This window comes from Cupriavidus necator N-1 (genome assembly GCF_000219215.1).
Classification (GTDB): Bacteria; Pseudomonadota; Gammaproteobacteria; order Burkholderiales; family Burkholderiaceae; genus Cupriavidus; species Cupriavidus necator.
In genome coordinates this window covers 1,001,592-1,027,213 of sequence record NC_015726.1, presented here as the reverse complement: position 1 = coordinate 1,027,213, position 25,622 = coordinate 1,001,592, and the positions used below count along the sequence as shown (strand labels likewise).

The following is a 25,622-nucleotide window of genomic DNA, read 5'->3' as shown; positions in this document are numbered from 1 at the left end:
CTCCGGGCTTTAGTTCTTATTGGCGGCAGCCGCGGCTTCCGTCTGCTGGGTCTGGCCTTCGGACTGCATCGGCACCAGGCGCACGCGGTCGTCGCGGCGGGTGCGCAGCTGCGCCGATACGTCCTGGGCCTTGACGTCCTTGCGGCGGCGCAGGGTCAGCGCCACGGCGGCGATGATCGCCACCAGAAGGATGATGCCGGCCACTTCGAAGGCGTAGATATAGTCGGTGTAGATCAGCTTGCCGAGCGCGGCGGAGTTCGAGTAGCCCGGGTCCTGCGAACCGCTGGCGGCCACCGGCGTGGTGGTGCCGATGAAGTTGCGCACCAGCACGATCGCCATCTCGGCGATGATCAGCGCGCCCACCACCGAGGCCATCGGCACGTAGGTCCAGAAATCCCGCCGCAGGTGCTCGATGTCGATATCGATCATCATCACCACGAACAGGAACAGCACCATCACCGCGCCGACATAGACCAGCACCAGCAGGATGGCGAGGAATTCCGCCTTGAGCAGCATCCAGATCGCCGCGGCCGTGAAGAACGACAGCACGAGGAACAGTGCGGAATGCACCGGGTTCTTCGCAGTGATGACTTTCAGTGCGGAGAGCACCAGCACCAGCGCAAAGACGTAGAAGATGGTGGTCGTGAGTTCCATGGTCCCTATCGGATCCTCTCTGGGCCGTCCGGCACAAGCCATCCCCTCGGGTGGCCCGCTCCTGCGGCATCCTTGCATTGGCCCCTTGCATTGCAGGGACCGCATTCAAATTCGGTGGCGGCGGCTGCCAGGTCTGCTGCTTGCGGCAGCCGCCAACCGGCGTTACTTCTGGCCGAGACTTCCGGCCGGTGATTCAGCTTAGCGGTACTTCGCGTCGGCAGCCTTGGCTGCGGCGATCTGCGGCTCGTAGCGGTCGCCCACTGCCAGCAGCATGTCCTTGGTGAAGTACAGGTCGCCGCGCTTCTCGCCGTGGTACTCCAGGATCTGCGTTTCCACGATGGCGTCGACCGGGCAGGCCTCTTCGCAGAAACCGCAGAAGATGCACTTGGTCAGGTCGATGTCATAGCGGGTCGTGCGGCGCGTGCCGTCGGCGCGCGCGTCGGACTCGATCGTGATGGCCAGCGCCGGGCACACCGCCTCGCACAGCTTGCAGGCGATGCAGCGCTCTTCCCCGTTCGGGTAGCGGCGCAGCGCGTGCAGGCCACGGAAGCGCGGCGAGATCGGCGTTTTCTCTTCCGGGAACTGGACGGTGATCTTGCGCGCGAAGAGATAGCGGCCGGTCACGGCCATGCCCTTGAAGAGTTCCTTCAGGAGCAGGCTGTTGAAGAAGTCCTTGATGGCGAGCAGCATGATGCTTCCTAGTATTTCCACACGGTGCGCGCCACGGCGCGCACCGTCGTTTGGCCGTTCAGTGCCAGATGTTCCAGGGCGACTTGATCCAGATCGCCACGATGATCAGCCACGCCACCGTCAGGGGGATGAACACCTTCCAGCCCAGGCGCATGATCTGGTCATAGCGGTAGCGCGGGAACGAGGCACGGATCCAGATGAAGACGGACAGCAGCAGGAATACCTTGATCACCAGCCAGAAGAAGCCCGGGATCGCGTTGGTCAGCACGCTATCGACCGGCGGCGCCCAGCCGCCCAGGAACATCAGCGCGGTCATCGTCGAGATGATGATCATGTTGATGTACTCGGCCAGGAAGAACAGCGCGAAGCCCATGCCCGAATACTCGATCATGTGGCCGGCCACGATTTCCGACTCCCCTTCCACCACGTCGAACGGGTGGCGGTTGGTTTCGGCCACGCCCGAGATGAAGTAGACGGCGAACATCGGCAGCAGCGGCAGCCAGTTCCACGACAGGATGTTGATGCCCATGTCGGCAAAGTAGCCGGTGTTCTGGCCGTTGACGATGGCCGACAGGTTCAGGCTGCCGGCAACCATCAGCACCGTCACCAGCGCAAAGCCCATGGCGATTTCATACGACACCATCTGGGCCGCGGCACGCATGGCGCCGATGAAGGCGTACTTGGAGTTCGAGGCCCAGCCGGCCAGGATCACGCCGTACACGCCCACCGAGCTGATCGCCATCACGTACAGCAGGCCGGCGTTCACATCCGCCAGCACCACTTCGGCCTGGAACGGAATCACGGCCCAGACCGCCACGGCGGGCATCAGCACCATCAGCGGGGCAATCAGGTACATGCCCCGGCTGACCTGCGTGGGCATCATGACTTCCTTGAGCAGCAGCTTCAGCACGTCGGCGATCGGCTGCAGCAGGCCCAGCGGGCCCACGCGGTTCGGGCCGATACGGACGTGCATCCAGCCGATCAGCTTGCGCTCCCACAGGATCAGGTAAGCCACGCACAGCAGCAGCGGCACCACGATGATCACGGCGCGAATCAGGATCCACAGCGGTGTCCAGTAGGCACCCAGCAGGCCCTGTCCTTGCGAGGTAATCCAGTCAATCATGTCTTGTTCTCGCTGTTGTTCTTACGCCGTGGCCACGGTGCCGGTGGCCGGCGCCAGGTCAATGGCCTTCTCTACGGTGACCGTGCCGTACATCGCGCCCAGGCTCATGGCCGCCGGCGTTGCCGCCGGCACGCGCACGGTGTTGGCCGGGAGCGTGGCTTCGAGCACGGCCGGCAGCACCACGCTGCCCTGCCCTTGCGTGACCCGCACCGGATCGCCGGACTGGATGCCAAGGCTGGCGAACAGGTCGGCCGGCAGCGCGATCTGCATGGCGCGGCGCGCGGCAGCGCTCAGCTGCAGCGACTCGGCGCGGCGCACGATCGGGTCGGCGTGGTAGATCGGCACATCGGCAATGCGTTCGATGCCGTTGGCGGCAGCGGCGGCCACGCGGATCGGCGCGTCGGTGGTGTTGTCCAGCTGCGCGTCGACCGGGGCCGACAGCACTTCGACACGCACCGACTCGGCGGTTTCATAGTCGAAGCCAACCACGTCCAGCAGGTTGCCCAGCACGCGCAGTACCTTCCAGCCCGGACGCGATTCGCCCAGGGCGCGCACCACACCGTTGAAGCTCTGCGGCTTGCCTTCGCAGTTGACGAAGGTGCCGGCGGTTTCCGTGAACGGCGTCACCGGCAGGATCACGTCGGCGTACTGCATGGCCGCTTCCGAACGGAACGGCGACAGCACCACCACCGTGCCGGCCTGGGCCAGCGCGGCCAGCGCCTTGCGCGGGTCGGCGGCGTCGAACTCGGGTTCGGTGTTCAGCAGGATGTAGGCCTTGCGCGGCGTGTCCAGCATCGCCTGCGCATTGGCGCCGCCCTGCTTGGGCAGCGCGCCGGCGACATAGCCGCCGACGGTGTTGGCGGCTTCGGTCAGGAAGCCCAGGGTCGCACCGGTTTCGGTGGCGATCCACTGTGCCAGCGCGTGCAGCGCCGAGAACTGCGGATGGCGCACCGCCTCGTTGCCGAGGAACACCGCACGGCGCTCGCCCGACAGCAGCGCTTCGGCCACTTTGCCAGCGGCTTCGCCGCCGTCGAATCCTTCAGTGCCGGCCGGGGCAGCAACGCCCTTGGCGGCAGCCACGGCACGGGCCACGCCGGCGAGCGCCGCGGTCCAGCCGGACGGCGCCACGTCGATGCGGGCGGCCAGCGGCATCAGCAGGTCTTCACCGCCGGCACCCAGCACGGCCACGCGGGCACCCTTCTTGGTGGCCTGGCGCAGGCGCGAGGCCAGCAGCGGATGATCCTTGCGCAGCGACGAGCCGATCACGAGCACGCGTTGCAGGGTGGTCACGTCGGCCACCGGCATGCCCAGCCACGGCGCGCCCTTCAGTGCGGCCGAGAAGTCGGTCTGGCGCAGGCGGAAGTCGACGTTGTCGCTGCCCAGGCCGCGCATCAGCTTGCCCAGCAGGAACAGCTCTTCCAGCGTGCTGTGCGGGCTGGCCAGCGCGGCGATCTGGTCGGCGCCATGATCGCGCTTGATGCTGGCGAGGCCGTTGGCCACGTATTCCAGCGCGGTCTGCCAGTCGGTTTCCATCCATTCGCCGCCCTGCTTCAGCAGCGGGCGGGTCAGGCGGTCGGCGCTGTTCAGGCCTTCATACGAGAAGCGGTCCTTGTCGGAGATCCAGCACTCGTTGATGTCTTCGTTTTCCAGCGGCAGCACGCGCATCACGCGCTGGTTCTTGGTCTGCACCACCAGGTTCGCGCCCAGGCCATCGTGCGGCGACACCGACTTGCGGCGTGCCAGCTCCCAGGTACGGGCCGAGTAACGGAACGGCTTGCTGGTCAGCGCGCCGACCGGGCACAGGTCGATCATGTTGCCCGACAGCTCCGAATCGACGGTCTTGCCGACGAAGGTGGTGATTTCCGAATGCTCGCCGCGGCCCAGCATGCCCAGCTCCATCACGCCGGCCACTTCCTGGCCGAAGCGCACGCAGCGGGTGCAATGGATGCAGCGGGTCATCTCCTCCATGGAGATCAGCGGGCCCACGTTCTTGTGGAACACCACGCGCTTCTCTTCCTTGTAGCGCGACTCCGAGGCACCGTAGCCCACGGCCAGATCCTGCAGCTGGCATTCGCCGCCCTGATCGCAGATCGGGCAGTCGAGCGGGTGGTTGATCAGCAGGAATTCCATCACGGACTTCTGCGCCTTGACCGCCTTCTCCGAATTGGTGAAGACCTTCATGCCAGGGGTCACGGGCGTGGCGCAGGCGGGCAGCGCCTTGGGCGCCTTCTCGACCTCGACCAGGCACATGCGGCAGTTGGCCGCGATGGACAGTTTGCGGTGGTAGCAGAAGTGCGGGATGTAGGTGCCCAGCTTGCGGGCTGCTTCCATCACCAGGCTGCCTTCAGCAACCTCAACCTTCTTGCCGTCGATCTCTAGTTCAACCATGTTCTGCCACGCTTAGATGTAGGCCGGAACCATGCACTGCTTGTGTTCGACGTGATATTCGAACTCTTTCCAGTAGTGCTTGAGCATGCCGCGGACCGGCATCGCCGCGGCATCGCCGAGCGCGCAGATGGTGCGGCCCATGATGTTTTCCGCGACGTTGTTGAGCAGGTCCAGGTCTTCCTGGCGCCCCTCTCCGTGTTCGATGCGATTGACCATGCGGTAGAGCCAGCCGGTGCCTTCGCGGCACGGCGTGCACTGGCCGCACGATTCCTCAAAATAGAAGTACGACAGGCGCAGCAGCGAGCGGACCATGCAGCGCGTCTCGTCCATCACGATCACCGCGCCCGAGCCCAGCATCGAGCCGGCCTTGGCGATCGAGTCGTAGTCCATGTCGGACGCCATCATCAGGTCGCCCGGCACCACCGGCGCGGACGAGCCGCCCGGGATCACCGCCTTGATGCGCTTGCCGCCGCGCATGCCGCCGGCGAGTTCCAGCAGCTTGGCGAACGGCGTGCCCAGCGGGATCTCGTAGTTGCCGGGACGCTCGACGTCGCCCGAGATCGAGAAGATCTTGGTGCCGCCATTGTTCGGCTTGCCCAGCTTCAGGTAGTTCTCGGGGCCGACGGCCAGCAGGAACGGCACCGCGGCGAAGGTCTCGGTGTTGTTGATGGTGGTCGGCTTGCCGTACAGGCCGAAGCTGGCCGGGAACGGCGGCTTGAAGCGCGGCTGGCCTTTCTTGCCTTCCAGCGATTCGAGCAGCGCGGTTTCCTCGCCGCAGATGTAGGCGCCGTAGCCGTGGTGCGCGTGCAGTTGGAAATCAAAGCCCGAACCCAGGATGTTGTCACCCAGGAAGCCGGCAGCGCGCGCCTCTTCGAGGGCTTCCTCGAAGATCTTGTATTCGTTCCAGATCTCGCCGTGGATGTAGTTGTAGCCCACGGTGATGCCCATCGCATACGCGCCGATGGCCATGCCCTCGATGAGCGAATGCGGGTTGTAGCGGATGATGTCGCGGTCCTTGAACGTGCCGGGCTCGCCTTCATCGGTGTTGCAGACCAGGTATTTCTGACCCGGGAAGGTGCGCGGCATGAAGCTCCACTTCAGGCCGGTCGGGAAGCCCGCACCGCCACGGCCGCGCAGGCCGGAGGCCTTGACGTCGGCGATCACCTGCTCGGGCGGGATCTTCTCGGTCAGGATGCGCTTGAGTTGCTGGTAGCCGCCACGCTTGACGTAGTCTTCCAGGTGCCAGTTCTTGCCGTCCAGGCCGGCCAGGATCAGCGGCTGGATATGGCGGTCGTGCAGACAGGTCATGTTACTTGCCCCCCTTGGCAGCCTCGGCCTTGAGCTCGTCGACCAGTGCGTCGAGCTTGTCGTCGCTCATCCAGCTGCACATGCGGGTATTGTTGACGATCATCACCGGCGCATCGCCGCAAGCGCCCATGCACTCGCCCTCTTTCAGGGTGAAGCAGCCGTCAGCGGTGGTCTCGTTGTAGTCGATCCCGAGCTTGCGCTTCAGGTACTCGCCGGCCCGCTCGCCGCCCGACAGGGCGCACGGCAGGTTGGTGCAGACGGCGAGCTTGAATTTGCCCACCGGCTTGGTGTCATACATGTTGTAGAAGGTCGCCACCTCTTCCACCCACACGGGCGGCATCTCGAGGTAGTTGGCGACGAACTGCATGACTTCGGGTGAAACCCAGCCCACCTCGCCCTGCGCCACGGCAAGCGCCGCCATCACGGCCGACTGCTTCTGGTCGGCCGGATACTTCGCGATCGCGCGATCGATTTCCTTGAGAGCTTCTGCTGATAGCATGGTCATTGCAGTAAAACGGCGTCAGGCAGCGCCACTGGGCGTTCCCTTCCGCAGGTTTGCAGCCGTCGCTGCCCGTTCCGCCGGCAGGCCTGAGGCCCTGCCGGTCCGCCGCGGGTTTTCCACCCGCTCCCCTGGGGAGCGCCGCGGAAAGCGCCCGGATCGTCGTCCGGGCCGGCGGTCCGTGATTAACGGTCGATCTCGCCGAAGACGATGTCTTGCGTGCCGATGATCGTTACCGCGTCAGCAATCATGTGTCCCTTGGCCATTTCGTCGAGCGCGGCCAGGTGGGGGAAGCCAGGTGCACGGATCTTCAGGCGGTACGGCTTGTTCGCGCCGTCCGAGATCGCGTAGATGCCGAACTCGCCCTTCGGGTGTTCCACCGCTGCATACGCTTCGCCTTCGGGCACGTGCATGCCTTCGGTGAAGAGCTTGAAGTGGTGGATCAGTTCTTCCATGTTGGACTTCATGTCCACGCGCGAGGGCGGCGCCACCTTGTGGTTCTCGGTGATCACCGGGCCCGGGTTGCGGCGCAGCCATTCCACGCACTGTTTGATAATGCGGTTGGACTGGCGCATCTCTTCCACGCGCACCAGGTAGCGCGCGTAGCAGTCGCCGCCCACGCCTACCGGGATGTCGAAGTCCAGCTTGTCGTACACCTCGTACGGCTGCTTCTTGCGCAGGTCCCACTCGATGCCGGAGCCGCGCAGCATCGGGCCGGTAAAGCCCATCTGCAGCGCCCGCTCCGGGCTGACCACGCCGATGTCCACCAGGCGCTGCTTCCAGATCCGGTTGTCGGTCAGCAGCGTCTCGTATTCGTCAACGTACTTCGGGAACCGGTTGGTGAAGTCCTCGATGAAGTCCAGCAGCGAGCCCGAACGCGCCTCGTTCATGGCCTTGATGGCGCGCTCGTTGTGTACCTTGGACGCGCGATATTGCGGCATCGTGTCAGGCAGGTCGCGATAGACGCCGCCCGGACGGTAGTAGGCCGCGTGCATGCGCGCGCCCGACACCGCCTCGTACATATCGAACATGTCCTCGCGCTCGCGGAAGGCGTACAGGAACACCGCCATCGCGCCCACGTCCAGCGCGTGCGAGCCGATCCACATCAGGTGGTTCAGCAGGCGGGTGATCTCGTCGAACATCACGCGGATGTACTGCGCGCGCACCGGCACCTCGAGGCCCAGCAGGCGCTCGATTGCCATCACGTAGGCATGCTCGTTGACCATCATCGACACATAGTCGAGGCGGTCCATGTACGGCACGTTCTGGATCCAGGTCTTCTGCTCGGCCAGCTTTTCAGTGGCACGGTGCAGCAGGCCGATATGGGGGTCGGCGCGCTGGATGACTTCGCCGTCCAGCTCCAGCACCAGGCGCAGCACGCCGTGCGCTGCCGGGTGTTGCGGGCCGAAGTTCAGGGTGTAGTTCTTGATGTCTGCCATGGCGCGTTATCAGTGCAAGCCGCCGTAGTTGTCCTCGCGGATCACGCGCGGGGTGATTTCGCGCGGCTCGATCGTGACCGGCTGGTAGATGACCCGCTTCTGTTCCGGGTCGTAGCGCATCTCGACGAAGCCCGAAACCGGGAAATCCTTGCGGAACGGATGGCCGACGAAACCGTAGTCGGTCAGGATGCGGCGCAGGTCAGGATGGCCGTCGAAGACGATGCCGTAGAAATCAAAAGCTTCGCGCTCGAACCAGTTGACGCCGTTCCACACGTCGATCACCGACGGCAGCACCGGAAAATCATCGTCCGGGGCAAACACGCGCACGCGCAGGCGCCAGTTGTGGGTAATCGACAGCAGCTGCGAGACCGCGGCAAAGCGCAGGCCGTCCCAGGCACCGTCGCCGTACTCGGAATAGTCCACGCCGCACAGGTCGATCAGCTGCTCGAAGCGCAGCGACGGATCGTCACGCAGGATGCGGGCAACTTCGAGGTAGTCGTCGGCCTTGACGATCAGCGTCAGTTCGCCGGTCGCCTCGATCAGATTCTGCACGCGCTTGCCGAGAGCTTTCTCGAGCGCGGCCTTGAGGATGTCGAGCTTCGCCATTTCAGCCCTTGCGCGCGATGGTGTTGGTACGCTTGATCTTGTTCTGCAGCTGGATCACGCCGTAGATCAGCGCTTCGGCCGTCGGCGGGCAGCCCGGCACGTAGATATCCACCGGCACGATGCGATCGCAGCCACGCACCACCGAATACGAGTAGTGGTAGTAGCCGCCGCCATTGGCGCACGAGCCCATCGAGATCACCCAGCGCGGTTCCGCCATCTGGTCGTAGACCTTGCGCAGCGCGGGGGCCATCTTGTTGCACAGCGTGCCGGCCACAATCATCACGTCCGACTGGCGCGGCGACGGGCGGAAAATCACACCGAAGCGGTCCATGTCGTAGCGCGCGGCGCCGGCATGCATCATTTCCACGGCACAGCAGGCCAAGCCGAAAGTCATCGGCCACAGCGACCCGGTGCGGGTCCAGTTGATCAGCTTGTCAGCGGTAGTCGTGACGAAGCCTTCATTGAGAACGCCTTCGATTGCCATTTCACATCACTCCCAATCGAGCGCGCCCTTTTTCCAGATGTAGACGAAGCCCACGATGAATTCCAGCAGAAACACGCCCATGGCGATGAACCCCGGCCAGCCGATATCCCGCAGGGCGACACCCCACGGAAACAGGAAGGCGGTTTCGAGATCGAACAGGATAAACAGGATGGCGATGAGGTAGTAGCGCACATCGAACTTCATGCGCGCGTCCTCAAACGCTTCGAAGCCGCACTCGTACGGCGACAGCTTCGCGGGATCGGGCTTGTTCGGACCGAGGATCCGACCGATCGACATCAGTGCCACGCCAAGCACGACACCGAAGATGATGAAGATGAGAACGGGGAAGTAGGCTTCGAGATTCAAGGTACGGCCAGCCTTATCTGGAATGTTGTCAACAGCACCAGCTGAAGCGGCGTCCTGTTGCCCACCCCAGGCGCTAAGCCATAAGCCTCATGGCGCGCCGCCTTGCGGACTGCCGGAGCCCCACGCTCGGGTGCATTGCCCGGCCAGGGACTCCGATCAAGTTGTTTGGTGCCGACGGCGAGACTCGAACTCGCACAGCTTTCGCCACTACCCCCTCAAGATAGCGTGTCTACCAATTTCACCACGTCGGCTGGGGGAGAAACAATATTGCCTGGCGCCGGGTTTTCAGGCCCTTCAGGTCCGTTGCAGAGGCTTTCGTCTTCGCTCGGAACCCATCGCTGGGGAATCGTTTCAAGCCTTGCATTCTAACCTAGATTTCTTGCTTTGTTCAACGCACAACTGCAAAAAAACTCAGGAATCCGCCGCAAGGCTTACGGATTATTTCGGAACAGCGGGGGCTGCCGGCGCCGACGCGTCAGCGGCCGCGGCTGCAGCGGGAGCCGAAGCACCTGCCACTGCGGGCGCCGAAGCCGGCGCCGCGCCCATCACGCCCAGCGACGCAGCCGGCTTGTAGTTGCCCAGCAGCGTCAGTGCCAACGTGCAGACGAAGAACAGCGTGGCCAGCACGGCGGTGGTGCGCGACAGGAAGTTTGCCGAGCCAGTGGCACCGAACAGGCTGCCTGAGGCGCCCGAACCGAATGCCGCGCCGACATCGGCGCCCTTGCCATGCTGGATCAGCACCAGGCCAATCACGCCCAGCGCCGACAACACCTGCAGCACCACCAACAAAGTCTTGAAGATTGCCATTTGATTTAAATAAGCCTTACTGGCTGGTTACTTGCCTGATCGGTCGATCGGAACGGCCGGCATTCAGGCGTTGCCGATCGCGAGAAAATCTTCCGACTTCAGCGAGGCGCCGCCAATCAGGCCCCCGTCGATATCGGTCATGGAAAACAGTTCGGCCGCATTGTCCGGCTTGACGCTGCCGCCGTACAGGATGGCCATGCGCTCGGCCACGCCCGCATCGCGCGCAACAACCTGGCCGCGCAGGAACGCGTGCACCGCCTGCGCCTGTTCGCTGGTGGCGGTCTTGCCGGTGCCGATCGCCCAGACCGGCTCATAGGCCAGCACCACGCGGCTCAGCTGCTCCACCGTCAGCGCGTCCAGCACGGCCTGCAGTTGCCTGCCGACCACCGCCTCGGTTTCGCCCGCCTCGCGCTGGGCCAGCGTTTCACCCACGCAGACCACCGGGACGATGCCGAATTCCAGCGCGCGCAGCGCCTTGGCCGCGACGGTCTGGTCGGTTTCGCCATGATAGGTGCGGCGCTCCGAGTGGCCGACCAGCACATAAGTGCAACCAAATTCACCGACCATCGATGCCGCGACTTCACCGGTGAAGGCGCCACGCGCCTCCGCCGACACATCTTGTGCGCCCCAGGCCACCTGCGAGCCATTCAGCAACGCCTGGCATTGTGCAAGATAGGGGAACGGCGCGCAGACCGCCAGCGTCGCCTTGGCCGCGCCAGCCTTGATACCCTCCAGCAGCGCCGCGTTTGCAGCCAGGCTGCCGTGCATCTTCCAATTGCCGATGACGAGCTTTTGTCTCACGAAGTGCCCCTCCCAAATCAAACCCGGTATTGTAGCTTGTGGCGGGGGCACGGCGCTACCGCCGCCCGATGGCGGGGGGCGGCAGCATTGGCCACATGCAACGGTCGATGTGACTTACCAGGTCAGCACGATCTTGCCGATATGCTCGCTCGACTCCATCAGGCGATGCGCATCGGCCGCCTGCGCGGCCGGGAACACCTGGTGGATCACCGGCTTGATGTTGCCGGCAGCCAGCAGCGGCCACACCTGCTCATGCAGTGCCGCGGCGATCTTGCCCTTGAACGATGCCGGGCGCGGACGCAGCGTGGAGCCGGTCACGGTGATGCGCCGGCGCAGGATATCGCCCAGCGGGATCTCGGCCTTGGCGCCGCCCAGCAGCGCAATGATGACGATGCGGCCATCGTCGGCAATGCACTTCAGCTCGCGCGCCAGGTACGGGCCGGCAACCATGTCGAGAATCACGTCGACACCCTTGCCGCCGGTCAGCGCGGCCACCTCGGCGACGAAGTCCTGCGTCTTGTAGTTGATCGCGCGATCCGCGCCCAGGTCTTCGCAGGCCTTGCATTTCTCATCGGTCCCGGCGGTGACGAACACCTTGTAGCCCAGCGCCTTGGCGATCTGGATCGCGGTCGTGCCGATGCCGCTGGAGCCGCCCTGGATCAGCAGGGTCTCATCCTTGCCGCGCGGGCCCTGGCCCAGGTAGCCGCGGTCGAACACATTGCTCCAGACGGTGAAGAAGGTTTCCGGCAGCGCGGCGGCCTCGACATCGCTCAGGCCTTGCGGCGCGGGCAGGACCTGCGCCAGCGGCGCCGTGCACAGCTGTGCGTAACCGCCGCCCTGCACCAGCGCGCAGACGCGGTCGCCCACCTTCAGGCCGAAGCGGTTGTCGGCATGCGACAGGTCGCCGCCCACCACCACGCCCGCCACTTCCAGGCCGGGCAGGTCCGAAGCGCCCGGCGGCACCGGGTAGTTGCCGGTGCGCTGGAATACGTCCGGACGGTTGACGCCGGCCGCAGCCACGCGGATCAGGACCTCGCCCGCACCCGCGACCGGATCGGGACGCTCGGTCAGCTGGAGGACTTCGGGGGCACCGTATTCGCGGATCTCGATGGCTTGCATGCTGCTCTGCTCCTTGTACTTGTCTTGGCGCGGCTCGACGATGCGTCGCGCCAGGGTCGGTGTGAGCCGTGGCTCGATAGGGTTGCCGGCAGTGTAAACAAAAAAACGGCTGGACAACGTCCAGCCGTTTTTTCGGCGGCGCCACCTTGCGGCGGCACCTGCGGGCAATCCGGCCCCGCTGACTTTACTGCTGTTCCGAGCCTTCGGCCGGAGCGGCCGGCGCGGCGGCTTCGCCAGCGTTGATCGGGCTGATGCTGCCGCCCTCTTCGGCCAGCGCGGCCTTCAGCGACAGGCGCAGGCGGCCCTTCTCGTCAGCCTGGATCAGCTTGACGCGGACATGCTGGCCTTCCTTCAGCCAGTCCTTGATGTCCTTGACACGCTCGTTGACGATTTCCGAGATGTGCAGCAGGCCATCCTTGCCCGGCAGGATGTTGACGATGGCGCCGAAGTCCAGCAGCTTCAGCACGGTACCGGCGTAGATCTTGCCCACTTCGGCTTCCGCGGTGATGCCCTCGATGCGGCGCTTGGCTTCGGCCATGCCGTCGGTCGAGGTCGACGCGATCGTGATCGTGCCGTCTTCCTGGATGTCGATGGTGGTGCCGGTTTCCTTGGTCAGCGCCTGGATGGTCGAGCCGCCCTTGCCGATCACTTCGCGGATCTTGTCCGGATGGATCTTCATGGTGATCATGCGCGGTGCGTGCGCCGACAGCTCGGTGCGTGCGTGGCCCATCGCTTCCTGCATCTTGTGCAGGATGTGCAGGCGGCCTTCACGGGCCTGCGCCAGCGCAACCTGCATGATCTCCTTGGTGATGCCCTGGACCTTGATGTCCATCTGCAGCGCGGTGATGCCGTTGTCGGTACCCGCCACCTTGAAGTCCATGTCGCCCAGGTGATCTTCATCGCCCAGGATGTCGGTCAGCACGGCGAACTTGTTGCCTTCCAGGATCAGGCCCATGGCCACGCCGGCCACGTGCGCCTTGACCGGAACGCCGGCGTCCATCAGAGCCAGGCAGCCGCCGCAGACCGAAGCCATCGACGACGAGCCGTTGGACTCGGTGATTTCCGAAACCAGGCGGATGGTGTAGGCGAATTCATCGTCCTTCGGCAGCACCGGGATCAGTGCGCGCTTGGCCAGGCGGCCGTGGCCGATTTCGCGGCGCTTCGGGCTGCCCACGCGGCCGGTTTCACCGGTGGCGAACGGGGGCATGTTGTAGTGGAGCATGAAGCGGTCGCGGTATTCGCCGGCCAGCGCGTCGATGATCTGCTCGTCGCTCTTGGTGCCGAGCGTGGCCACCACCAGCGCCTGCGTTTCACCACGGGTGAACAGCGCCGAGCCGTGCGCGCGCGGCAGCACCGACGAACGGATCTCGATCGGGCGCACCGTGCGGGTGTCGCGGCCGTCGATACGCGGCTCGCCAGCCAGCACCTGGCCGCGCACGATCTTGGCTTCGAGGTCGAACATGATGTTGCCGACTTCCACCTTGTCGGCTTCCACGCCGGCGGCTGCCAGTGCGGCCGCCACGTTGGCGTTCACTTCCTTCAGCTTCTGGCTGCGGGCCGACTTCTGGCGCAGTTGATAAGCTTCCTGCAGCAGCGGCAGTGCCACTTCGGTGACCTTGCCGATCAACGGCTCGTTCTTGGCGGCCGGGGCCCAGTCCCACTCGGGCTTGCCGCCTTCGCGCACCAGCTCATGGATGGCGTTGATCGCGATCTGCATTTGCTCGTGGCCATAGACCACGGCGCCCAGCATCACTTCTTCCGACAGCTGGTTGGCTTCCGATTCCACCATCAGCACGGCGCGCTCGGTGCCGGCGACCACCAGGTCCAGGTCCGAGGTGGCGAGCTGCGAGCGGGTCGGGTTCAGCAGGTACTGGCCATCCTTGTAGCCCACGCGCGCGGCGCCAACCGGGCCGTTGAACGGGATGCCCGACACGGCCAGCGCGGCCGACGCGCCGATCAGCGCGGGAATGTCAGCGGGCACTTCCGGGTTCAGCGACACCACGTGGATCACCACCTGGACGTCGTTGTAGAAGCCTTCCGGGAACAGCGGGCGCAGCGGACGGTCGATCAGGCGCGAGGTCAGGGTCTCGTTTTCCGACGGACGGCCTTCACGCTTGAAGAAGCCGCCGGGGATCTTGCCGGCCGCGTAGGTCTTCTCGATGTAGTCGACGGTCAGCGGGAAGAAGTCCTGGCCCGGCTTCGGGCTCTTGGCGGCGACCACGGTCGCCAGCACCACGGTGTCTTCCACATCGACCAGCACGGCACCGCCGGCCTGGCGGGCGATTTCGCCGGTTTCCATGCGGACCGTGTGCTGGCCCCACTGGAATTCCTTGACGATCTTGTTGAACATGGACATGTGCATTCCTTGGCTTGCGTGCAGGCCGCGCCATCACGCAATAACACGCGCACGGCCTGCGACGCCTGCGTTCTCAGCCGCAGGCAAACTGCCGGGTTGCCGGTCGCAGTCGCAGGGAAGTGCTATGCCATTCCAGCGCGGCACTGGCGTTGCCGATGCCGCGCTGGAATGACACAAAGCCCTGTTTCCTTGGCCGGTCCGGGGTATTGAAAACAGAAAAAAGAACAACTTACTCCGTTGCGCAGCTTGCTGCAACGGGCGCCCGGGAATCAGAATGTCCGCCGGACGGCGTGAAGCGAAAATCACTCCATCAACTGCCTGCATCCCTGGGCAAAGCGGATTCACCCCGCCAGAAATGCAAAATGCCTGCCCCAGCATTGCTGAAGCAGGCATCGAGGCCTCACGCGAAACCGTGCAAACCCTGGAATCGCGCTGCCATCGGGCGCAACCTTACTTGCGCAGGCCCAGCTTTTCGATCAGGGCGCGGTAACGGTCGGCGTCGTTGGACTTGAGGTAGTCCAGCAGGCGGCGACGGCGGCTCACCATGCGCAGCAGACCGCGGCGGCTGTGGTGATCCTTCATGTTGGCCTTGAAGTGCGGGGTCAGTTCGTTGATGCGGGTGGTCAGCAGGGCCACTTGCACCTCGGGGCTGCCAGTGTCGTTGGCGCCACGTGCGAACTGCTTGATGACTTCGGACTTGTTGATATCGGCAACTGCCATGATGATTTCCTTTCACTTGCGAACGCTACAGCGCGGGATGCGCCGCATGCGTCGTGCCATGTTTTGACTGGCTACCGCCGCCGCCCGACCAACGGCCAGACAACGACAGCCGCGGATTATAGCCGAAAAGCCGCGGCAGGAGTACCACGGGGCCCGTGCGAGCGCGCTGGCGCTCAGGGGCGCTCCATCCGGCATGTGGTCGGCAGCGTGGTCTGCGCGGCCTTGAGCCTGCGCACGGTACGGAAGCCATAACCCGAGCCCTCGTTGTCGAAGCGCACTGCCCCGCCCTGGCGCTCCATCACCGACACGTACAGCGGCTGCAGCACCTGGTGGTCGTCGGCACGCACGGTGGCCTCATGGAACTGGTTGACGTAGCGCATGTTCTCCAGCGCGCGCGCCACCTTGACCGCATCGGTGGAGCCGGCCTGCTCGATCGCGCGCGCCAGCATTTCCACCATCATCTGCATGCGCAGGTGCACGTAGTCGTCCTTCGGCTCCGGATAGCGCGCGCGGAACTGCTGGTAGAAGGCGTCCGATGCCGCCCCGCCCACGTTCGGGTGCCACTCGGCCACCGCCAGCACGCGGCCCACGCCGGCGTCGCCCATCGCCGCGGGCGCGCCCAGGCCATTGCCGTAGAAGGTGTAGAACTTGGCCTGCAGGCCGCCTTCGCGCGCGGCCTTGACCATCAGCGTCAGGTCGTTGCCCCAGTTGCCGGTGATGACCGCGTCCGCCCCGCTCGCCTTGATCTTGGCGATATAGGGCGCAAAGTCCTTGATCTTGCCGATCGGGTGGAACTCGTCGCCCACGATCTGGATATCCGGCCGGCGCGCCGCCAGCATCTCGCGCGCCGAGCGCGACACCTGGTGGCCGAAGCTGTAGTCCTGGTCGATCAGGTAGACGCGGCGCACCGCCTGATCCTGACGGATCACCTCGGTCAGCGCCTGCATGCGCATGTCGGCGCTGGCGTCGAAGCGGAAATGCCAGAAGCTGCAATTCTCGTTGGTCAGGCTGGGATCGACCGCCGAGTAGTTCAGGAACAGCACGCGCGCGTCGGGCTGGCGCGCGTTGTGGCGGTTGATGGCCGACACCAGCGCGCCGGCCACGGCCGAACTGTTGCCCTGCAGGACAAAGGGAATGCGCTTGTCGGTCAGGGCCCGCAACTGGATCAGGCTCTCGTCGACATTGCCCTTGCTGTCGAAGGTGACCAGCTCCATGGGCCGTGCGCCCTCTGCGGTCTTTACGCCGCCGCGCGCGTTGATGCGCTCGATCGCCAGGCGCAGGTTGCGCGTCACGGCTTCGCCCGCGTTGGCAAACGGGCCGGACAGCCCGTCGATCATGCCCAGCCGGATCGGCTCTTGTGCCGACGCGCCCGCCGCTGCCACCAGCAACAACCCGCCCAGCCATCCACGCCACCGTGCTGCAACCTTCATGTTCTCTCCCGGAAAGCGCTGGATAGTACGGCAGCGACCGGTTGCGGGCAAATGCCACCGGGGCACGATCATAGGCCGCCAGTTCCGCGAGGAAACCGCCAGGTTGCTGGAAGATCCGTCAATAAGCAGCGCCCGGCGCACACAAGGCCGGAGGCCGCACTACACTTGCGGTATCCACTATCCACGCATCGACCGAGGTCTGCCATGAATCCTGTCATCGCCAACGGCGCGCGCCGGCTAATGCTGGCGCTGGGCGTCGCCATGCTGTCTGCCTGCACCACGCTGATGCCGGTACAGGAAGGCACCAAGCTGGTGGGCCAGCCGCAGGCCGCGGTACAGGCCGCGTTCGGGCCGCCCACCGATGTGTTCCAGTTGCGCGACGGCACCTCGCGCTGGATCTACACCAAGCAGCCGCTGGGCCAGTATGCCTATGGCGCGGACTTCGACCGCAACGGCAACCTGACCCGCTTCAGCAATGTGCTGTCTACGCCGGAACTGTACAAGGCGCAGGTCGGCACCTGGACCAGGCAGGATGTGGCCGAGCATTTTGGCAGGACGCGCCTGCCGGTCGAGTACTACCCGCTGATGCGGCGCGAGGTCTGGTCCTACCGCTTCCGCCATGAAGACGTGTGGCCATCGTTGTACAACTTCTATTTCGACGACACCGGCATCCTGCGCCAGACCCAGATCACGCCCGACCCGATGTACGATCCCGACGATCGCCGCCACTGAGCCATAAAAAAAAGCCCGCCATCCCCGGGTCGGGAATGGCGGGCTTGGTCCGTACGCTCAGGCCGGGTAAGCCTTCCGCCGTCTACGCAGAGGCCTGGGTCAGATCTGCGGATTGATCTTTTGCACAGCCTTGTCGTGCAGCTTGTTCAGCGCGGCCAGGTAGGCCTTGGCCGAGGCGGCGACGATATCCGGGTCGGTGCCCACGCCGTTGACGATGCGGCCGGCCTTGGACAGGCGCACGGTGACTTCGCCCTGGGCCTCGGTGCCGCCGGTGATGGCGTTCACCGAATAGAGCACCATCTCGGCGCCGCTGGACACGCGCGATTCAATCGCATGCAGGGTGGCGTCGACTGGGCCGTTGCCCTCGCCCTCGCCGCTCTGCTCCTGGCCGTCCATGCTGAACACCACGCGCGCGTGCGGGCGCTCGCCGGTCTCGGAGCGCTGCGACAGCGAGATAAAGCGGAAGTGCTCGTTGGCATCGTGCTGGGCTTCGTTCGAGACGATGGCGACGATGTCCTCGTCGAAGATCTCGGCCTTCTGGTCGGCCAGTTCCTTGAAGCGGGTGAAGGCGGCATTGACTTCGGTCTCGCTCTCGAGCTCGATGCCCAGTTCCTGCAGGCGCTGCTTGAAGGCATTGCGGCCCGACAGCTTGCCCAGCACGATCTTGTTGGCGCTCCAGCCCACGTCTTCCGCACGCATGATCTCGTAGGTGTCGCGCGCCTTGAGCACGCCATCCTGGTGGATGCCCGAGGCATGCGCGAAGGCGTTGGCGCCCACCACGGCCTTGTTCGGCTGCACCACGAAACCGGTGATCTGCGACACCAACTTCGAGGCCGGCACGATCTGGGTGGTATCCACGCCGACATCCAGGTCGAAATAGTCGCGGCGGGTCTTCACCGCCATCACCACTTCTTCCAGGCTGGTGTTGCCGGCGCGCTCGCCCAGGCCATTGATGGTGCATTCGATCTGGCGCGCGCCGGCCATCTTGACCGCGGCGAGCGAGTTGGCCACGGCCATGCCCAGGTCGTTGTGGCAGTGCACCGACCAGATCGCCTTGTCCGAGTTGGGAATGCGCTCGCGCACCGAGCGGATCAGTGCGGCGTAGCCTTCCGGCACCGCATAGCCCACGGTATCCGGCAGGTTGATGGTGGTCGCGCCCTCGGCAATCACGCCTTCCAGCACGCGGCACAGGAAGTCCATGTCCGAGCGGCTGCCGTCTTCCGGCGAGAACTCGATATCGTCGGTGAACTGGCGCGCAAAGCGCACCGCCAGGCGGGCCTGCTGATACACCTCGTCCGGCGTCATGCGCAGTTTCTTCTCCATGTGCAGCGCGGACGTGGCGATGAAGGTGTGGATGCGGAACGAATTGGCAGGCTTGAGCGCCTCGGCGGCGCGGGCAATGTCCTTGTCATTGGCACGAGCCAGCGAGCAGATGGTCGAGTCCTTGACTACCTGCGCGATCGAGCGGATCGCCTCGAAGTCGCCGTTGGAGCTCGCCGCGAAACCGGCCTCGATCACATCGACCTTCAGGCGTTCCAGCTGGCGTGCGATGCGGATCTTTTCCTCGCGGGTCATCGAGGCGCCGGGCGACTGCTCGCCGTCACGCAAGGTGGTGTCGAAAATGATGAGTTTGTCAGACATTTTGTGGAGCTCCTGATTGCTTATCGTGTGCTGTCCCCGGCATGCTGCGTCCGGGGCCTACCGCCTGTTCCGCGCTCCACGGCTGTGGAATGCAAAACGCCCCGGCGTGCATGGAGCAGGCCGGGGCGTTGGAAAAATTCCTTGCGGATTTCGCGCTAAGGGGTGAGTCCGTCCTTAGCGCGCGCGCGTCCCGACCTGATGGCCTAGTAGGCCACCTAGGGTGGTGCGGGCGAATAGGACTTGGCGCGAAATCATGGCACCGACTATAGCCGAGTTGGCGCGCCCATGCAATACAGGGTTTAGCCCATTTTGCCCGGACGCGCCAGCGGCGGATCAGCCCTTGGGCGGAATGCGCAGTTTCTGGCCCGGGTAGATCTTGTCCGGGTGGCTCAGCATCGGCTTGTTGGCCTCGAAGATCTTGTTGTATTCGGCGCCGTTGCCGTAAGCAGCCTGGGAGATCGCCCACAGCGTGTCGCCCTTGACCACGGTATGCCAGCTCGATTCCGCGGACTCGACGTTGACGGACATCTTGTCCTCGACCTTGTCCACGCCCTCGACGTTGCCGGCGCACAGGATGATCTTCTCGCGCGTGGCCTGGTCCGGCGCCACGCCAAACACGGTGACCAGCCCCTGCGAGCCGTCCACCTGCACCATCAGCCCGGTGGCATCAAGGCCCATCTTCCTGATGTAGCCCTCGATCGCATCGCCCGCGGCGCGATTGGCGGCATCGACCTTCTCCGCCGACGCATCGGCGGCGGCGGCCTCTTGCGCGGCCTTGGCCTCGCCAGTGCCGAACAGCTTTTCTCCCGCTTCCTTGATGAAGTCGAACATGCCCATGACATCCTCCTGACGGTGAGTGGAAAACACTGCAGAGTGCCACGGCTTGATGGCCGCGGCATGAAAACAATTGTGAATCCGGAAAAGCATGAAGGGCGCCTGAGCGCCCTTCTGCCTGAAACGTCTACGAAGCCTTGCCGCCGTTCTCGCGCTGCTTCTTCTCGATGGCCGGCTTGCCGTGCATCGCCCGCCAGGCCCATAGCACATAGCCCGAGATCGCATAGGCCACGAACAGCCCGAACAGCGCCACCGGCGGATCGGTGGACACCACCACGAACAGCACCAGGACCAGCACCATCATGCCGAACGGCACGCGGTAGCGCACGTCCAGCGCCTTGCCGCTGTAGAACGGCGCGTTGGACACCATCGACAGGCCGGCGTACAGCGTAATGCCGAACGCCACCCACGGCATCCACAGCTCCTTGACCGGCAGCTTGTTGTCGATCACCAGCCAGACGAAGCCTGCGACCAGCGCGGCGGCGGCCGGGCTGGGCAGGCCCTGGAAGAAGCGTTTGTCGACAACGCCAATATTGGCATTGAAGCGCGCCAGGCGCAGCGCTGCGCAGGTGCAGTAGACAAAGGCTGCTATCCAGCCCCACTTGCCCAGGTCATGCAGGATCCACTCATACATCACCAGCGCCGGCGCAACGCCAAACGAGGTCATGTCCGACAGCGAGTCATACTGCTCGCCAAACGCACTCTGCGTATTGGTAATACGCGCCACGCGCCCGTCCATGCCGTCCAGCACCATCGCCGCGAAGATGGCGATGGCCGCCGCGTCGAAGCGCATGTTCATGGCCTGGACGATGGCGAAGAAACCCGCAAACAGCGCCGCGGTGGTGAATGCGTTGGGCAGCAGGTAGATGCCGCGCCGGCGCGGACGCTGGTAGACGATATCGTGGTCGTCGGTGGCTTCGTCGTCGAAGTCGTCGTCGGCCCCGCGCAGCTGGTTATGGCGGAACGGCCGCAGGTGGGTCACGTTGCCGTTGCTGCTGCGCTTGTTACGTCGATGGAAGGCAACCATCACAGTCCTCCGGTCAGGCTGTCGCTCACTTCACGTCGAGTTCGGCGAGGATGGTCGACGAGGCCGATACCTTCTCGCCGATGGTCACGCGCGGGCGCGCATCGAGCGGCAGGTAGACGTCCACGCGCGAGCCGAAGCGGATAAAGCCGTAGCGCTGGCCGCGCGAGAGGTTGTCGCCCACCTTGGTGTAGCACAGGATGCGGCGGGCCACCAGGCCAGCCACCTGCACCAGCGTCACCAGCTGGCCGTCCGCAACACGCCGGATCAGCACGGCGTTGCGCTCGTTCTCGACCGAGGCCTTGTCCAGGTCGGCGTTGACGAACTTGCCGGGGAAATATTCGACCTTCTCGACCGCGCCATCGACCGAGACACGGTTCGAGTGCACGTTGAAGACGTTCATGAAGACGCTGATCTTCAGCGCCTCGCGGCCGGCGTACGGATCCTGGGTCTTCTCGACCACGACGATGCGGCCGTCTGCGGGGGCCAGCACCGCGTTGGGCTGCGACGGGATCGGGCGCGGCGGATCGCGGAAGAACTGGAGCACGAATACCGTGATGATCCACAACGGCAACGCCCACCAGAAGCCCGCGCTGGCGTGCACCAGCAGCGAGATGACAAAGGCGCCGGCCAGGAATGGCCAGCCTTCACGGGCGATCAGCGGATGAGGATAGTTCATGCAGTACAGGTGTCGGTGGATACAAGACCATGGCAAGGCAGCGCGGCGGCGGCGATAGCCACCATCGGGCGGCGCCCCGTGGTCGCGGAGCAGGATAATGCACGCCTTGCCCAAAGTCTGACAAGCATAACAAAAAGCCGTTCAGGTCCCGCGCCTCCCCTCTGATGATAGAAGGGCGTGGCACGGAACGCTGAACGGCTGTGCGGCCCGCCGCCGTGCGGCGCGGGCCATCAGACAGCGATGCAGCTTAGTTCTTCGACTGGTCGACCATCTTGTTCTTGGCGATCCACGGCATCATTGCGCGCAGCTTGGCACCCACTTCCTCGATCTGGTGCTCGGCCGTCAGGCGGCGGCGCGAGATCAGCGTCGGGGCGCCGGCCTTGTTTTCCAGCAGGAAGCTCTTGGCGTATTCGCCGGTCTGGATGTCGGTCAGGCACTGCTTCATCGCCTTCTTGGTCTCTTCGGTCACCACGCGCGGGCCGGTGACGTACTCACCATATTCCGCGTTGTTGGAGATCGAGTAGTTCATGTTGGCGATGCCGCCTTCGTAGATCAGGTCGACGATCAGCTTCAGTTCGTGCAGGCACTCGAAGTAGGCCATTTCCGGCGCGTAGCCGGCTTCCACCAGGGTTTCGAAGCCAGCCTTGATCAGCTCGACGGTACCGCCGCACAGCACGGCCTGCTCGCCGAACAGGTCGGTTTCGGTTTCTTCGCGGAAGTTGGTCTCGATGATGCCGGCACGGCCGCCGCCGTTGGCAGTGGCGTACGACAGCGCGATGTCACGGGCAGCGCCGGACTTGTTCTGGTGCACGGCGATCAGGTGCGGCACGCCGCCGCCTTGTGCGTACGTGGCGCGCACGGTGTGGCCCGGGGCCTTCGGCGCGATCATGATCACGTCCAGGTCGGCGCGCGGGATCACGGCACCGTAGTGCACGTTGAAGCCGTGGGCAAAGGCCAGCGCTGCGCCTTCCTTGATGTTGGCGTGCACTTCGTTGTTGTACACGTCGGCGATCTGCTCGTCCGGCAGCAGGATCATGACCACGTCCGCACCCTTGACGGCCTCGGCCACTTCCTTCACTTGCAGGCCGGCGTTGACGGCCTTGTTCCACGACGCGCCGCTCTTGCGCAGGCCGACCGTCACATTGACGCCCGAATCCTTCAGGTTCAGCGCGTGGGCATGGCCCTGCGAGCCATAGCCGATGATGGTGACGTTCTTGCCCTTGATCAGGGAGAGGTCGGCGTCCTTGTCGTAAAACACTTTCATGATGATTCCTTCAATCTCTGTCTTTTGTATGAGGGGGGCGGCATCCTCGGACGCATCGTGTGCGCCCGGATCGCGCCGCCCCGGGGATACTGCGTGAAGCCGTGCGGGTGAACCGGGGCCCGATCAGACCTTCAGGATGCGCTCGCCGCGGCCGATGCCCGAGCCGCCGGTACGGACGGTCTCCAGGATGGCGGTGCGGTCGATGGCGTCCAGGAACGCATCGAGCTTGACGCCGTTGCCGGTCAGCTCGATGGTGTAGGTCTTCTCGGTAACATCGATGATGCGGCCGCGGAAGATGTCGGCGGTGCGCTTCATTTCCTCGCGCTCCTTGCCCACCGCGCGCACCTTGACGAGCATCAGCTCGCGTTCGATGTGCGCGCCTTCGGTCAGGTCGACCACCTTGACCACTTCCACCAGGCGGTTCAGGTGCTTGGTGATCTGTTCGATCACGTCATCCGAGCCGGAGGTGACAATGGTCATGCGCGACAGCGAGGCATCCTCGGTGGGTGCCACGGTCAGCGTCTCGATGTTATAGCCGCGGGCCGAGAACAGGCCCACCACGCGCGACAGCGCGCCCGGTTCGTTTTCCAGCAGGACCGAAATGATGTGTCGCATTACAGGTCCTCCGCGCCGAGCAGCATTTCCGAAATGCCCTTGCCCGCCTGGACCATCGGCCAGACGTTTTCGGTGGGATCGGTCTGGAAGTCCAGGAACACGGTACGGTCCTTCAGGCGGAACGCTTCGCGCAGCGCCGGCTCGACGTCGGCCGTCTTCTCGACGCGCATGCCGATGTGCCCGTAGGCCTCGGCCAGCTTGACGAAATCGGGCAGCGCGTCCATGTAGGAGTGCGAGTAGCGGTTGTCGTACTCGATCTCCTGCCACTGGCGCACCATGCCCAGGTAGCCATTGTTCAGCGAGCAGATTTTCACCGGAGTGTCGTACTGCAGGCAGGTCGACAGTTCCTGGATGCACATCTGGATCGAGCCTTCACCGGTGATGGTGACGACTTCCTTCTCCGGGAACGCCTTCTTGATGCCCATTGCGTACGGCAGGCCCACGCCCATCGTGCCCAGGCCGCCGGAGTTGATCCAGCGGCGCGGCTCGTCGAACTTGTAGAACTGCGCGGCCCACATCTGGTGCTGGCCGACATCGGAGCAGATGAAGGCATCGCCGTGAGTCAGTTCCCAGATCTTTTCCACCACGTACTGCGGCTTGATGATCTCGGAGCTGCGGTCGTACTTCAGGCAGTCCACCGAGCGCCATTGCTCGATCTGCTCCCACCATTTGGCAAGCGCCTCGCGCTTGGGCTTGACGTCGCTGGCCTTGATCTGGGCGATCAGTTCCTGCAGCACGTCCTTGACGTTGCCGACGATAGGGATGTCGACCTTGACGCGCTTCGAGATCGACGACGGGTCGATATCGATATGGATGATCTTGCGCGCCTGCGAGGTGAAGTGCGCCGGGTTGCCGATCACGCGGTCGTCGAAACGGGCACCGATGGCGATCAGCACGTCGCAGTTCTGCATGGCCATATTGGCTTCATACGTGCCGTGCATGCCAAGCATGCCGACGAACTGCTTGCTGGTGCCGGGGAACGCGCCCAGGCCCATCAGCGTGTTGGTCACCGGGTGGCCGGTCAGCGCCGCCAGCTGGCGCAGCTCATCGCTGGCATTGGCCAGCACCACGCCGCCGCCGCTGTAGATGTACGGACGCTCGGCGCCCTGCAGCAGCGCCACGGCCTTGCGGATCTGGCCCGAGTGACCCTTGTTCACCGGGTTGTACGAGCGCATGTCGATCGACTTGGGGTACTCGTACTTGCAGGCATTGCGCGAGACATCCTTGGGGATGTCCACCACCACCGGGCCCGGACGGCCGGTCGAGGCAATGAAGAACGCCTTCTTGATGGTCGCGGCGAGGTCGCGCACGTCCTTCACCAGGAAGTTGTGCTTGACGATCGGGCGGGTAATGCCGACGGTGTCGCACTCCTGGAAGGCGTCCTGGCCAATGGCGTGGGTCGGCACGTTGCCGGTGATCACCACCATCGGGATCGAGTCAAGGTACGCGGTGGCAATGCCGGTGACGGCATTGGTCACGCCGGGACCGGAGGTCACCAGCGCCACGCCCACCTTGCCGGTTGCCCGTGCATAGCCGTCTGCGGCATGGACCGCGGCCTGCTCGTGGCGCACCAGGATGTGCTCGAACTTGGTTTGCTTGTGGAGCTCGTCGTAGATATACAGCACTGCGCCGCCGGGGTAGCCCCAGACGTACTCGACGCCTTCTTCGGCAAGTGCGTGAACGAGAATCTCCGCCCCGATCATTTCGGGTGCGGCAGATGAATTGCTGTCTGCGTGGGAGAATTCCGCGCTGGGCATGTTCATTTCAGTCCTTTGCAATTTTCGGCAAAAAATTGTTTGGATGCTCTCTGCCGGGCTTGTGGCACGGGTTCAAGCGTTGCGCGTCTACATGGAAGACCGCCTCATAAGCGGCCGGATGAGACAACCACTGATGTCGTGTGAACCGGCGATGATACTGCAATGCACCAGCGCGGTCTACGGTTGTTTTTGGCCTGCGCGTAAGGGATTTTCCGGAGTTGCGGCGGGTCTTTTGCGCACCTCAATGTATTTGCTGCAATACAAGGTGGTACAGGGGGTCGTTTTT

General features: G+C 64.5%; 24 protein-coding genes and 1 tRNA gene. 1 reads left to right on the top strand and 24 read right to left on the bottom strand.

Annotated features, from left to right (window positions below):
• Positions 1-9: 9 nt before the first annotated feature.
• The 17 genes from CNE_RS04870 to CNE_RS04790 all read right to left on the bottom strand — a co-directional run bounded on the left by CNE_RS04870 (position 10) and on the right by CNE_RS04790 (position 16,790).
• Positions 10-654, bottom strand: coding sequence for an NADH-quinone oxidoreductase subunit J (locus tag CNE_RS04870; protein WP_041227814.1), 645 nt, complete (start codon positions 652-654; stop codon positions 10-12).
• Between the two features lie 198 nt (positions 655-852).
• Entirely contained in the window at positions 853-1,344 is a 492-nt protein-coding gene (nuoI, locus tag CNE_RS04865) for an NADH-quinone oxidoreductase subunit NuoI (protein ID WP_013956019.1), read from the bottom strand.
• A gap of 58 nt (positions 1,345-1,402) precedes the next feature.
• A complete protein-coding gene (nuoH, locus tag CNE_RS04860) occupies positions 1,403-2,467 on the bottom strand; it encodes an NADH-quinone oxidoreductase subunit NuoH (protein WP_013956018.1) in 1,065 nt (354 codons plus the stop codon).
• A 21-nt stretch (positions 2,468-2,488) separates the two neighbouring features.
• A complete protein-coding gene (gene nuoG / locus CNE_RS04855; RefSeq protein WP_013956017.1) occupies positions 2,489-4,855 on the bottom strand; it encodes an NADH-quinone oxidoreductase subunit NuoG in 2,367 nt (788 codons plus the stop codon).
• 12 nt (positions 4,856-4,867) lie between these two features.
• Positions 4,868-6,163, bottom strand: coding sequence for an NADH-quinone oxidoreductase subunit NuoF (nuoF, locus tag CNE_RS04850; protein ID WP_013956016.1), 1,296 nt, complete (start codon positions 6,161-6,163; stop codon positions 4,868-4,870).
• Between the two features lies 1 nt (position 6,164).
• Positions 6,165-6,662 carry an NADH-quinone oxidoreductase subunit NuoE gene (nuoE, locus tag CNE_RS04845; RefSeq protein ID WP_041228324.1) on the bottom strand — a complete coding sequence of 166 codons (498 nt, stop codon included), beginning with the start codon at positions 6,660-6,662 and terminating at the stop codon, positions 6,165-6,167.
• A 185-nt stretch (positions 6,663-6,847) separates the two neighbouring features.
• On the bottom strand, positions 6,848-8,101 hold the full coding sequence (locus CNE_RS04840) for an NADH-quinone oxidoreductase subunit D (protein WP_013956014.1): 1,254 nt from the start codon (positions 8,099-8,101) through the stop codon (positions 6,848-6,850).
• 9 nt (positions 8,102-8,110) lie between these two features.
• Positions 8,111-8,707 carry an NADH-quinone oxidoreductase subunit C gene (locus tag CNE_RS04835; RefSeq protein ID WP_013956013.1) on the bottom strand — a complete coding sequence of 199 codons (597 nt, stop codon included), beginning with the start codon at positions 8,705-8,707 and terminating at the stop codon, positions 8,111-8,113.
• Position 8,708: 1 nt separating this feature from the next.
• The gene (locus CNE_RS04830) at positions 8,709-9,191 is read right to left on the bottom strand and encodes a NuoB/complex I 20 kDa subunit family protein (protein WP_008643342.1); all 483 of its coding nucleotides are present in this window, start codon (positions 9,189-9,191) and stop codon (positions 8,709-8,711) included.
• Between the two features lie 6 nt (positions 9,192-9,197).
• Complete coding sequence (locus CNE_RS04825) at positions 9,198-9,557, bottom strand: NADH-quinone oxidoreductase subunit A (protein WP_010809131.1); 360 nt, start codon at positions 9,555-9,557, stop codon at positions 9,198-9,200.
• 166 nt (positions 9,558-9,723) lie between these two features.
• A tRNA-Leu gene (locus tag CNE_RS04820) sits at positions 9,724-9,808 on the bottom strand.
• A 187-nt stretch (positions 9,809-9,995) separates the two neighbouring features.
• On the bottom strand, positions 9,996-10,364 hold the full coding sequence (gene secG / locus CNE_RS04815) for a preprotein translocase subunit SecG (RefSeq protein ID WP_013956012.1): 369 nt from the start codon (positions 10,362-10,364) through the stop codon (positions 9,996-9,998).
• Between the two features lie 63 nt (positions 10,365-10,427).
• A complete protein-coding gene (gene tpiA, locus CNE_RS04810) occupies positions 10,428-11,165 on the bottom strand; it encodes a triose-phosphate isomerase (RefSeq protein WP_013956011.1) in 738 nt (245 codons plus the stop codon).
• A gap of 114 nt (positions 11,166-11,279) precedes the next feature.
• Positions 11,280-12,284 carry an NAD(P)H-quinone oxidoreductase gene (locus CNE_RS04805; protein WP_013956010.1) on the bottom strand — a complete coding sequence of 335 codons (1,005 nt, stop codon included), beginning with the start codon at positions 12,282-12,284 and terminating at the stop codon, positions 11,280-11,282.
• 184 nt (positions 12,285-12,468) lie between these two features.
• Complete coding sequence (gene pnp / locus CNE_RS04800; protein WP_013956009.1) at positions 12,469-14,640, bottom strand: polyribonucleotide nucleotidyltransferase; 2,172 nt, start codon at positions 14,638-14,640, stop codon at positions 12,469-12,471.
• A 450-nt stretch (positions 14,641-15,090) separates the two neighbouring features.
• The gene (gene rpsO / locus CNE_RS04795) at positions 15,091-15,360 is read right to left on the bottom strand and encodes a 30S ribosomal protein S15 (protein WP_010809136.1); all 270 of its coding nucleotides are present in this window, start codon (positions 15,358-15,360) and stop codon (positions 15,091-15,093) included.
• A gap of 173 nt (positions 15,361-15,533) precedes the next feature.
• On the bottom strand, positions 15,534-16,790 hold the full coding sequence (locus CNE_RS04790) for a branched-chain amino acid ABC transporter substrate-binding protein (protein WP_013956008.1): 1,257 nt from the start codon (positions 16,788-16,790) through the stop codon (positions 15,534-15,536).
• A 204-nt stretch (positions 16,791-16,994) separates the two neighbouring features.
• Here CNE_RS04790 and CNE_RS04785 point away from each other — a divergent pair, with 204 nt between their 5' ends.
• Complete coding sequence (locus CNE_RS04785) at positions 16,995-17,522, top strand: hypothetical protein (RefSeq protein ID WP_013956007.1); 528 nt, start codon at positions 16,995-16,997, stop codon at positions 17,520-17,522.
• 99 nt (positions 17,523-17,621) lie between these two features.
• On the opposite strand, the gene CNE_RS04780 is transcribed toward CNE_RS04785, so the two are convergent.
• From CNE_RS04780 to CNE_RS04750, 7 genes are all read right to left on the bottom strand, one after another.
• The gene (locus CNE_RS04780) at positions 17,622-19,163 is read right to left on the bottom strand and encodes a 2-isopropylmalate synthase (protein WP_013956006.1); all 1,542 of its coding nucleotides are present in this window, start codon (positions 19,161-19,163) and stop codon (positions 17,622-17,624) included.
• 333 nt (positions 19,164-19,496) lie between these two features.
• Positions 19,497-20,000, bottom strand: coding sequence for a peptidoglycan-binding protein LysM (gene lysM, locus CNE_RS04775; RefSeq protein ID WP_010809140.1), 504 nt, complete (start codon positions 19,998-20,000; stop codon positions 19,497-19,499).
• 124 nt (positions 20,001-20,124) lie between these two features.
• Entirely contained in the window at positions 20,125-21,024 is a 900-nt protein-coding gene (gene pssA / locus CNE_RS04770) for a CDP-diacylglycerol--serine O-phosphatidyltransferase (RefSeq protein ID WP_013956005.1), read from the bottom strand.
• A gap of 25 nt (positions 21,025-21,049) precedes the next feature.
• Positions 21,050-21,700: a phosphatidylserine decarboxylase gene (locus tag CNE_RS04765; RefSeq protein ID WP_013956004.1), complete on the bottom strand. Its 651-nt coding sequence runs from the start codon at positions 21,698-21,700 to the stop codon at positions 21,050-21,052.
• Positions 21,701-21,947: 247 nt separating this feature from the next.
• Positions 21,948-22,964 carry a ketol-acid reductoisomerase gene (gene ilvC / locus CNE_RS04760; protein WP_013956003.1) on the bottom strand — a complete coding sequence of 339 codons (1,017 nt, stop codon included), beginning with the start codon at positions 22,962-22,964 and terminating at the stop codon, positions 21,948-21,950.
• 123 nt (positions 22,965-23,087) lie between these two features.
• Entirely contained in the window at positions 23,088-23,579 is a 492-nt protein-coding gene (gene ilvN / locus CNE_RS04755; protein ID WP_010809144.1) for an acetolactate synthase small subunit, read from the bottom strand.
• Positions 23,579-25,342 (bottom strand): acetolactate synthase 3 catalytic subunit, encoded by a 1,764-nt coding sequence (locus CNE_RS04750; protein ID WP_013956002.1) that lies wholly within the window; start codon positions 25,340-25,342, stop codon positions 23,579-23,581. The genes ilvN and CNE_RS04750 overlap by 1 nt, the downstream gene beginning before the upstream one ends.
• Positions 25,343-25,622: the final 280 nt, after the last annotated feature.

Excerpts from the sequence above, each read along its gene's own strand:
- ilvC (WP_013956003.1), bottom strand. The coding sequence starts at position 22,964 with ATGAAAGTGTTTTACGACAAGGACGCCGACCTCTCCCTGATCAAGGGC.
- nuoF (WP_013956016.1), bottom strand. The coding sequence starts at position 6,163 with ATGACCTGTCTGCACGACCGCCATATCCAGCCGCTGATCCTGGCCGGC.
- CNE_RS04840 (WP_013956014.1), bottom strand. The coding sequence starts at position 8,101 with ATGGCAGACATCAAGAACTACACCCTGAACTTCGGCCCGCAACACCCG.
- CNE_RS04750 (WP_013956002.1), bottom strand. The coding sequence starts at position 25,342 with ATGAACATGCCCAGCGCGGAATTCTCCCACGCAGACAGCAATTCATCT.
- CNE_RS04790 (WP_013956008.1), bottom strand. The coding sequence starts at position 16,790 with ATGAAGGTTGCAGCACGGTGGCGTGGATGGCTGGGCGGGTTGTTGCTG.
- CNE_RS04765 (WP_013956004.1), bottom strand. The coding sequence starts at position 21,700 with ATGAACTATCCTCATCCGCTGATCGCCCGTGAAGGCTGGCCATTCCTG.
- nuoE (WP_041228324.1), bottom strand. The coding sequence starts at position 6,662 with ATGCTATCAGCAGAAGCTCTCAAGGAAATCGATCGCGCGATCGCGAAG.
- CNE_RS04870 (WP_041227814.1), bottom strand. The coding sequence starts at position 654 with ATGGAACTCACGACCACCATCTTCTACGTCTTTGCGCTGGTGCTGGTG.
- lysM (WP_010809140.1), bottom strand. The coding sequence starts at position 20,000 with ATGGGCATGTTCGACTTCATCAAGGAAGCGGGAGAAAAGCTGTTCGGC.
- nuoH (WP_013956018.1), bottom strand. The coding sequence starts at position 2,467 with ATGATTGACTGGATTACCTCGCAAGGACAGGGCCTGCTGGGTGCCTAC.
- rpsO (WP_010809136.1), bottom strand. The coding sequence starts at position 15,360 with ATGGCAGTTGCCGATATCAACAAGTCCGAAGTCATCAAGCAGTTCGCA.
- nuoI (WP_013956019.1), bottom strand. The coding sequence starts at position 1,344 with ATGCTGCTCGCCATCAAGGACTTCTTCAACAGCCTGCTCCTGAAGGAA.
- CNE_RS04805 (WP_013956010.1), bottom strand. The coding sequence starts at position 12,284 with ATGCAAGCCATCGAGATCCGCGAATACGGTGCCCCCGAAGTCCTCCAG.
- CNE_RS04780 (WP_013956006.1), bottom strand. The coding sequence starts at position 19,163 with ATGTCTGACAAACTCATCATTTTCGACACCACCTTGCGTGACGGCGAG.
- nuoG (WP_013956017.1), bottom strand. The coding sequence starts at position 4,855 with ATGGTTGAACTAGAGATCGACGGCAAGAAGGTTGAGGTTGCTGAAGGC.
- pnp (WP_013956009.1), bottom strand. The coding sequence starts at position 14,640 with ATGTCCATGTTCAACAAGATCGTCAAGGAATTCCAGTGGGGCCAGCAC.
- pssA (WP_013956005.1), bottom strand. The coding sequence starts at position 21,024 with ATGGTTGCCTTCCATCGACGTAACAAGCGCAGCAGCAACGGCAACGTG.
- CNE_RS04835 (WP_013956013.1), bottom strand. The coding sequence starts at position 8,707 with ATGGCGAAGCTCGACATCCTCAAGGCCGCGCTCGAGAAAGCTCTCGGC.
- secG (WP_013956012.1), bottom strand. The coding sequence starts at position 10,364 with ATGGCAATCTTCAAGACTTTGTTGGTGGTGCTGCAGGTGTTGTCGGCG.
- CNE_RS04830 (WP_008643342.1), bottom strand. The coding sequence starts at position 9,191 with ATGGCAATCGAAGGCGTTCTCAATGAAGGCTTCGTCACGACTACCGCT.
- ilvN (WP_010809144.1), bottom strand. The coding sequence starts at position 23,579 with ATGCGACACATCATTTCGGTCCTGCTGGAAAACGAACCGGGCGCGCTG.
- CNE_RS04785 (WP_013956007.1), top strand. The coding sequence starts at position 16,995 with ATGAATCCTGTCATCGCCAACGGCGCGCGCCGGCTAATGCTGGCGCTG.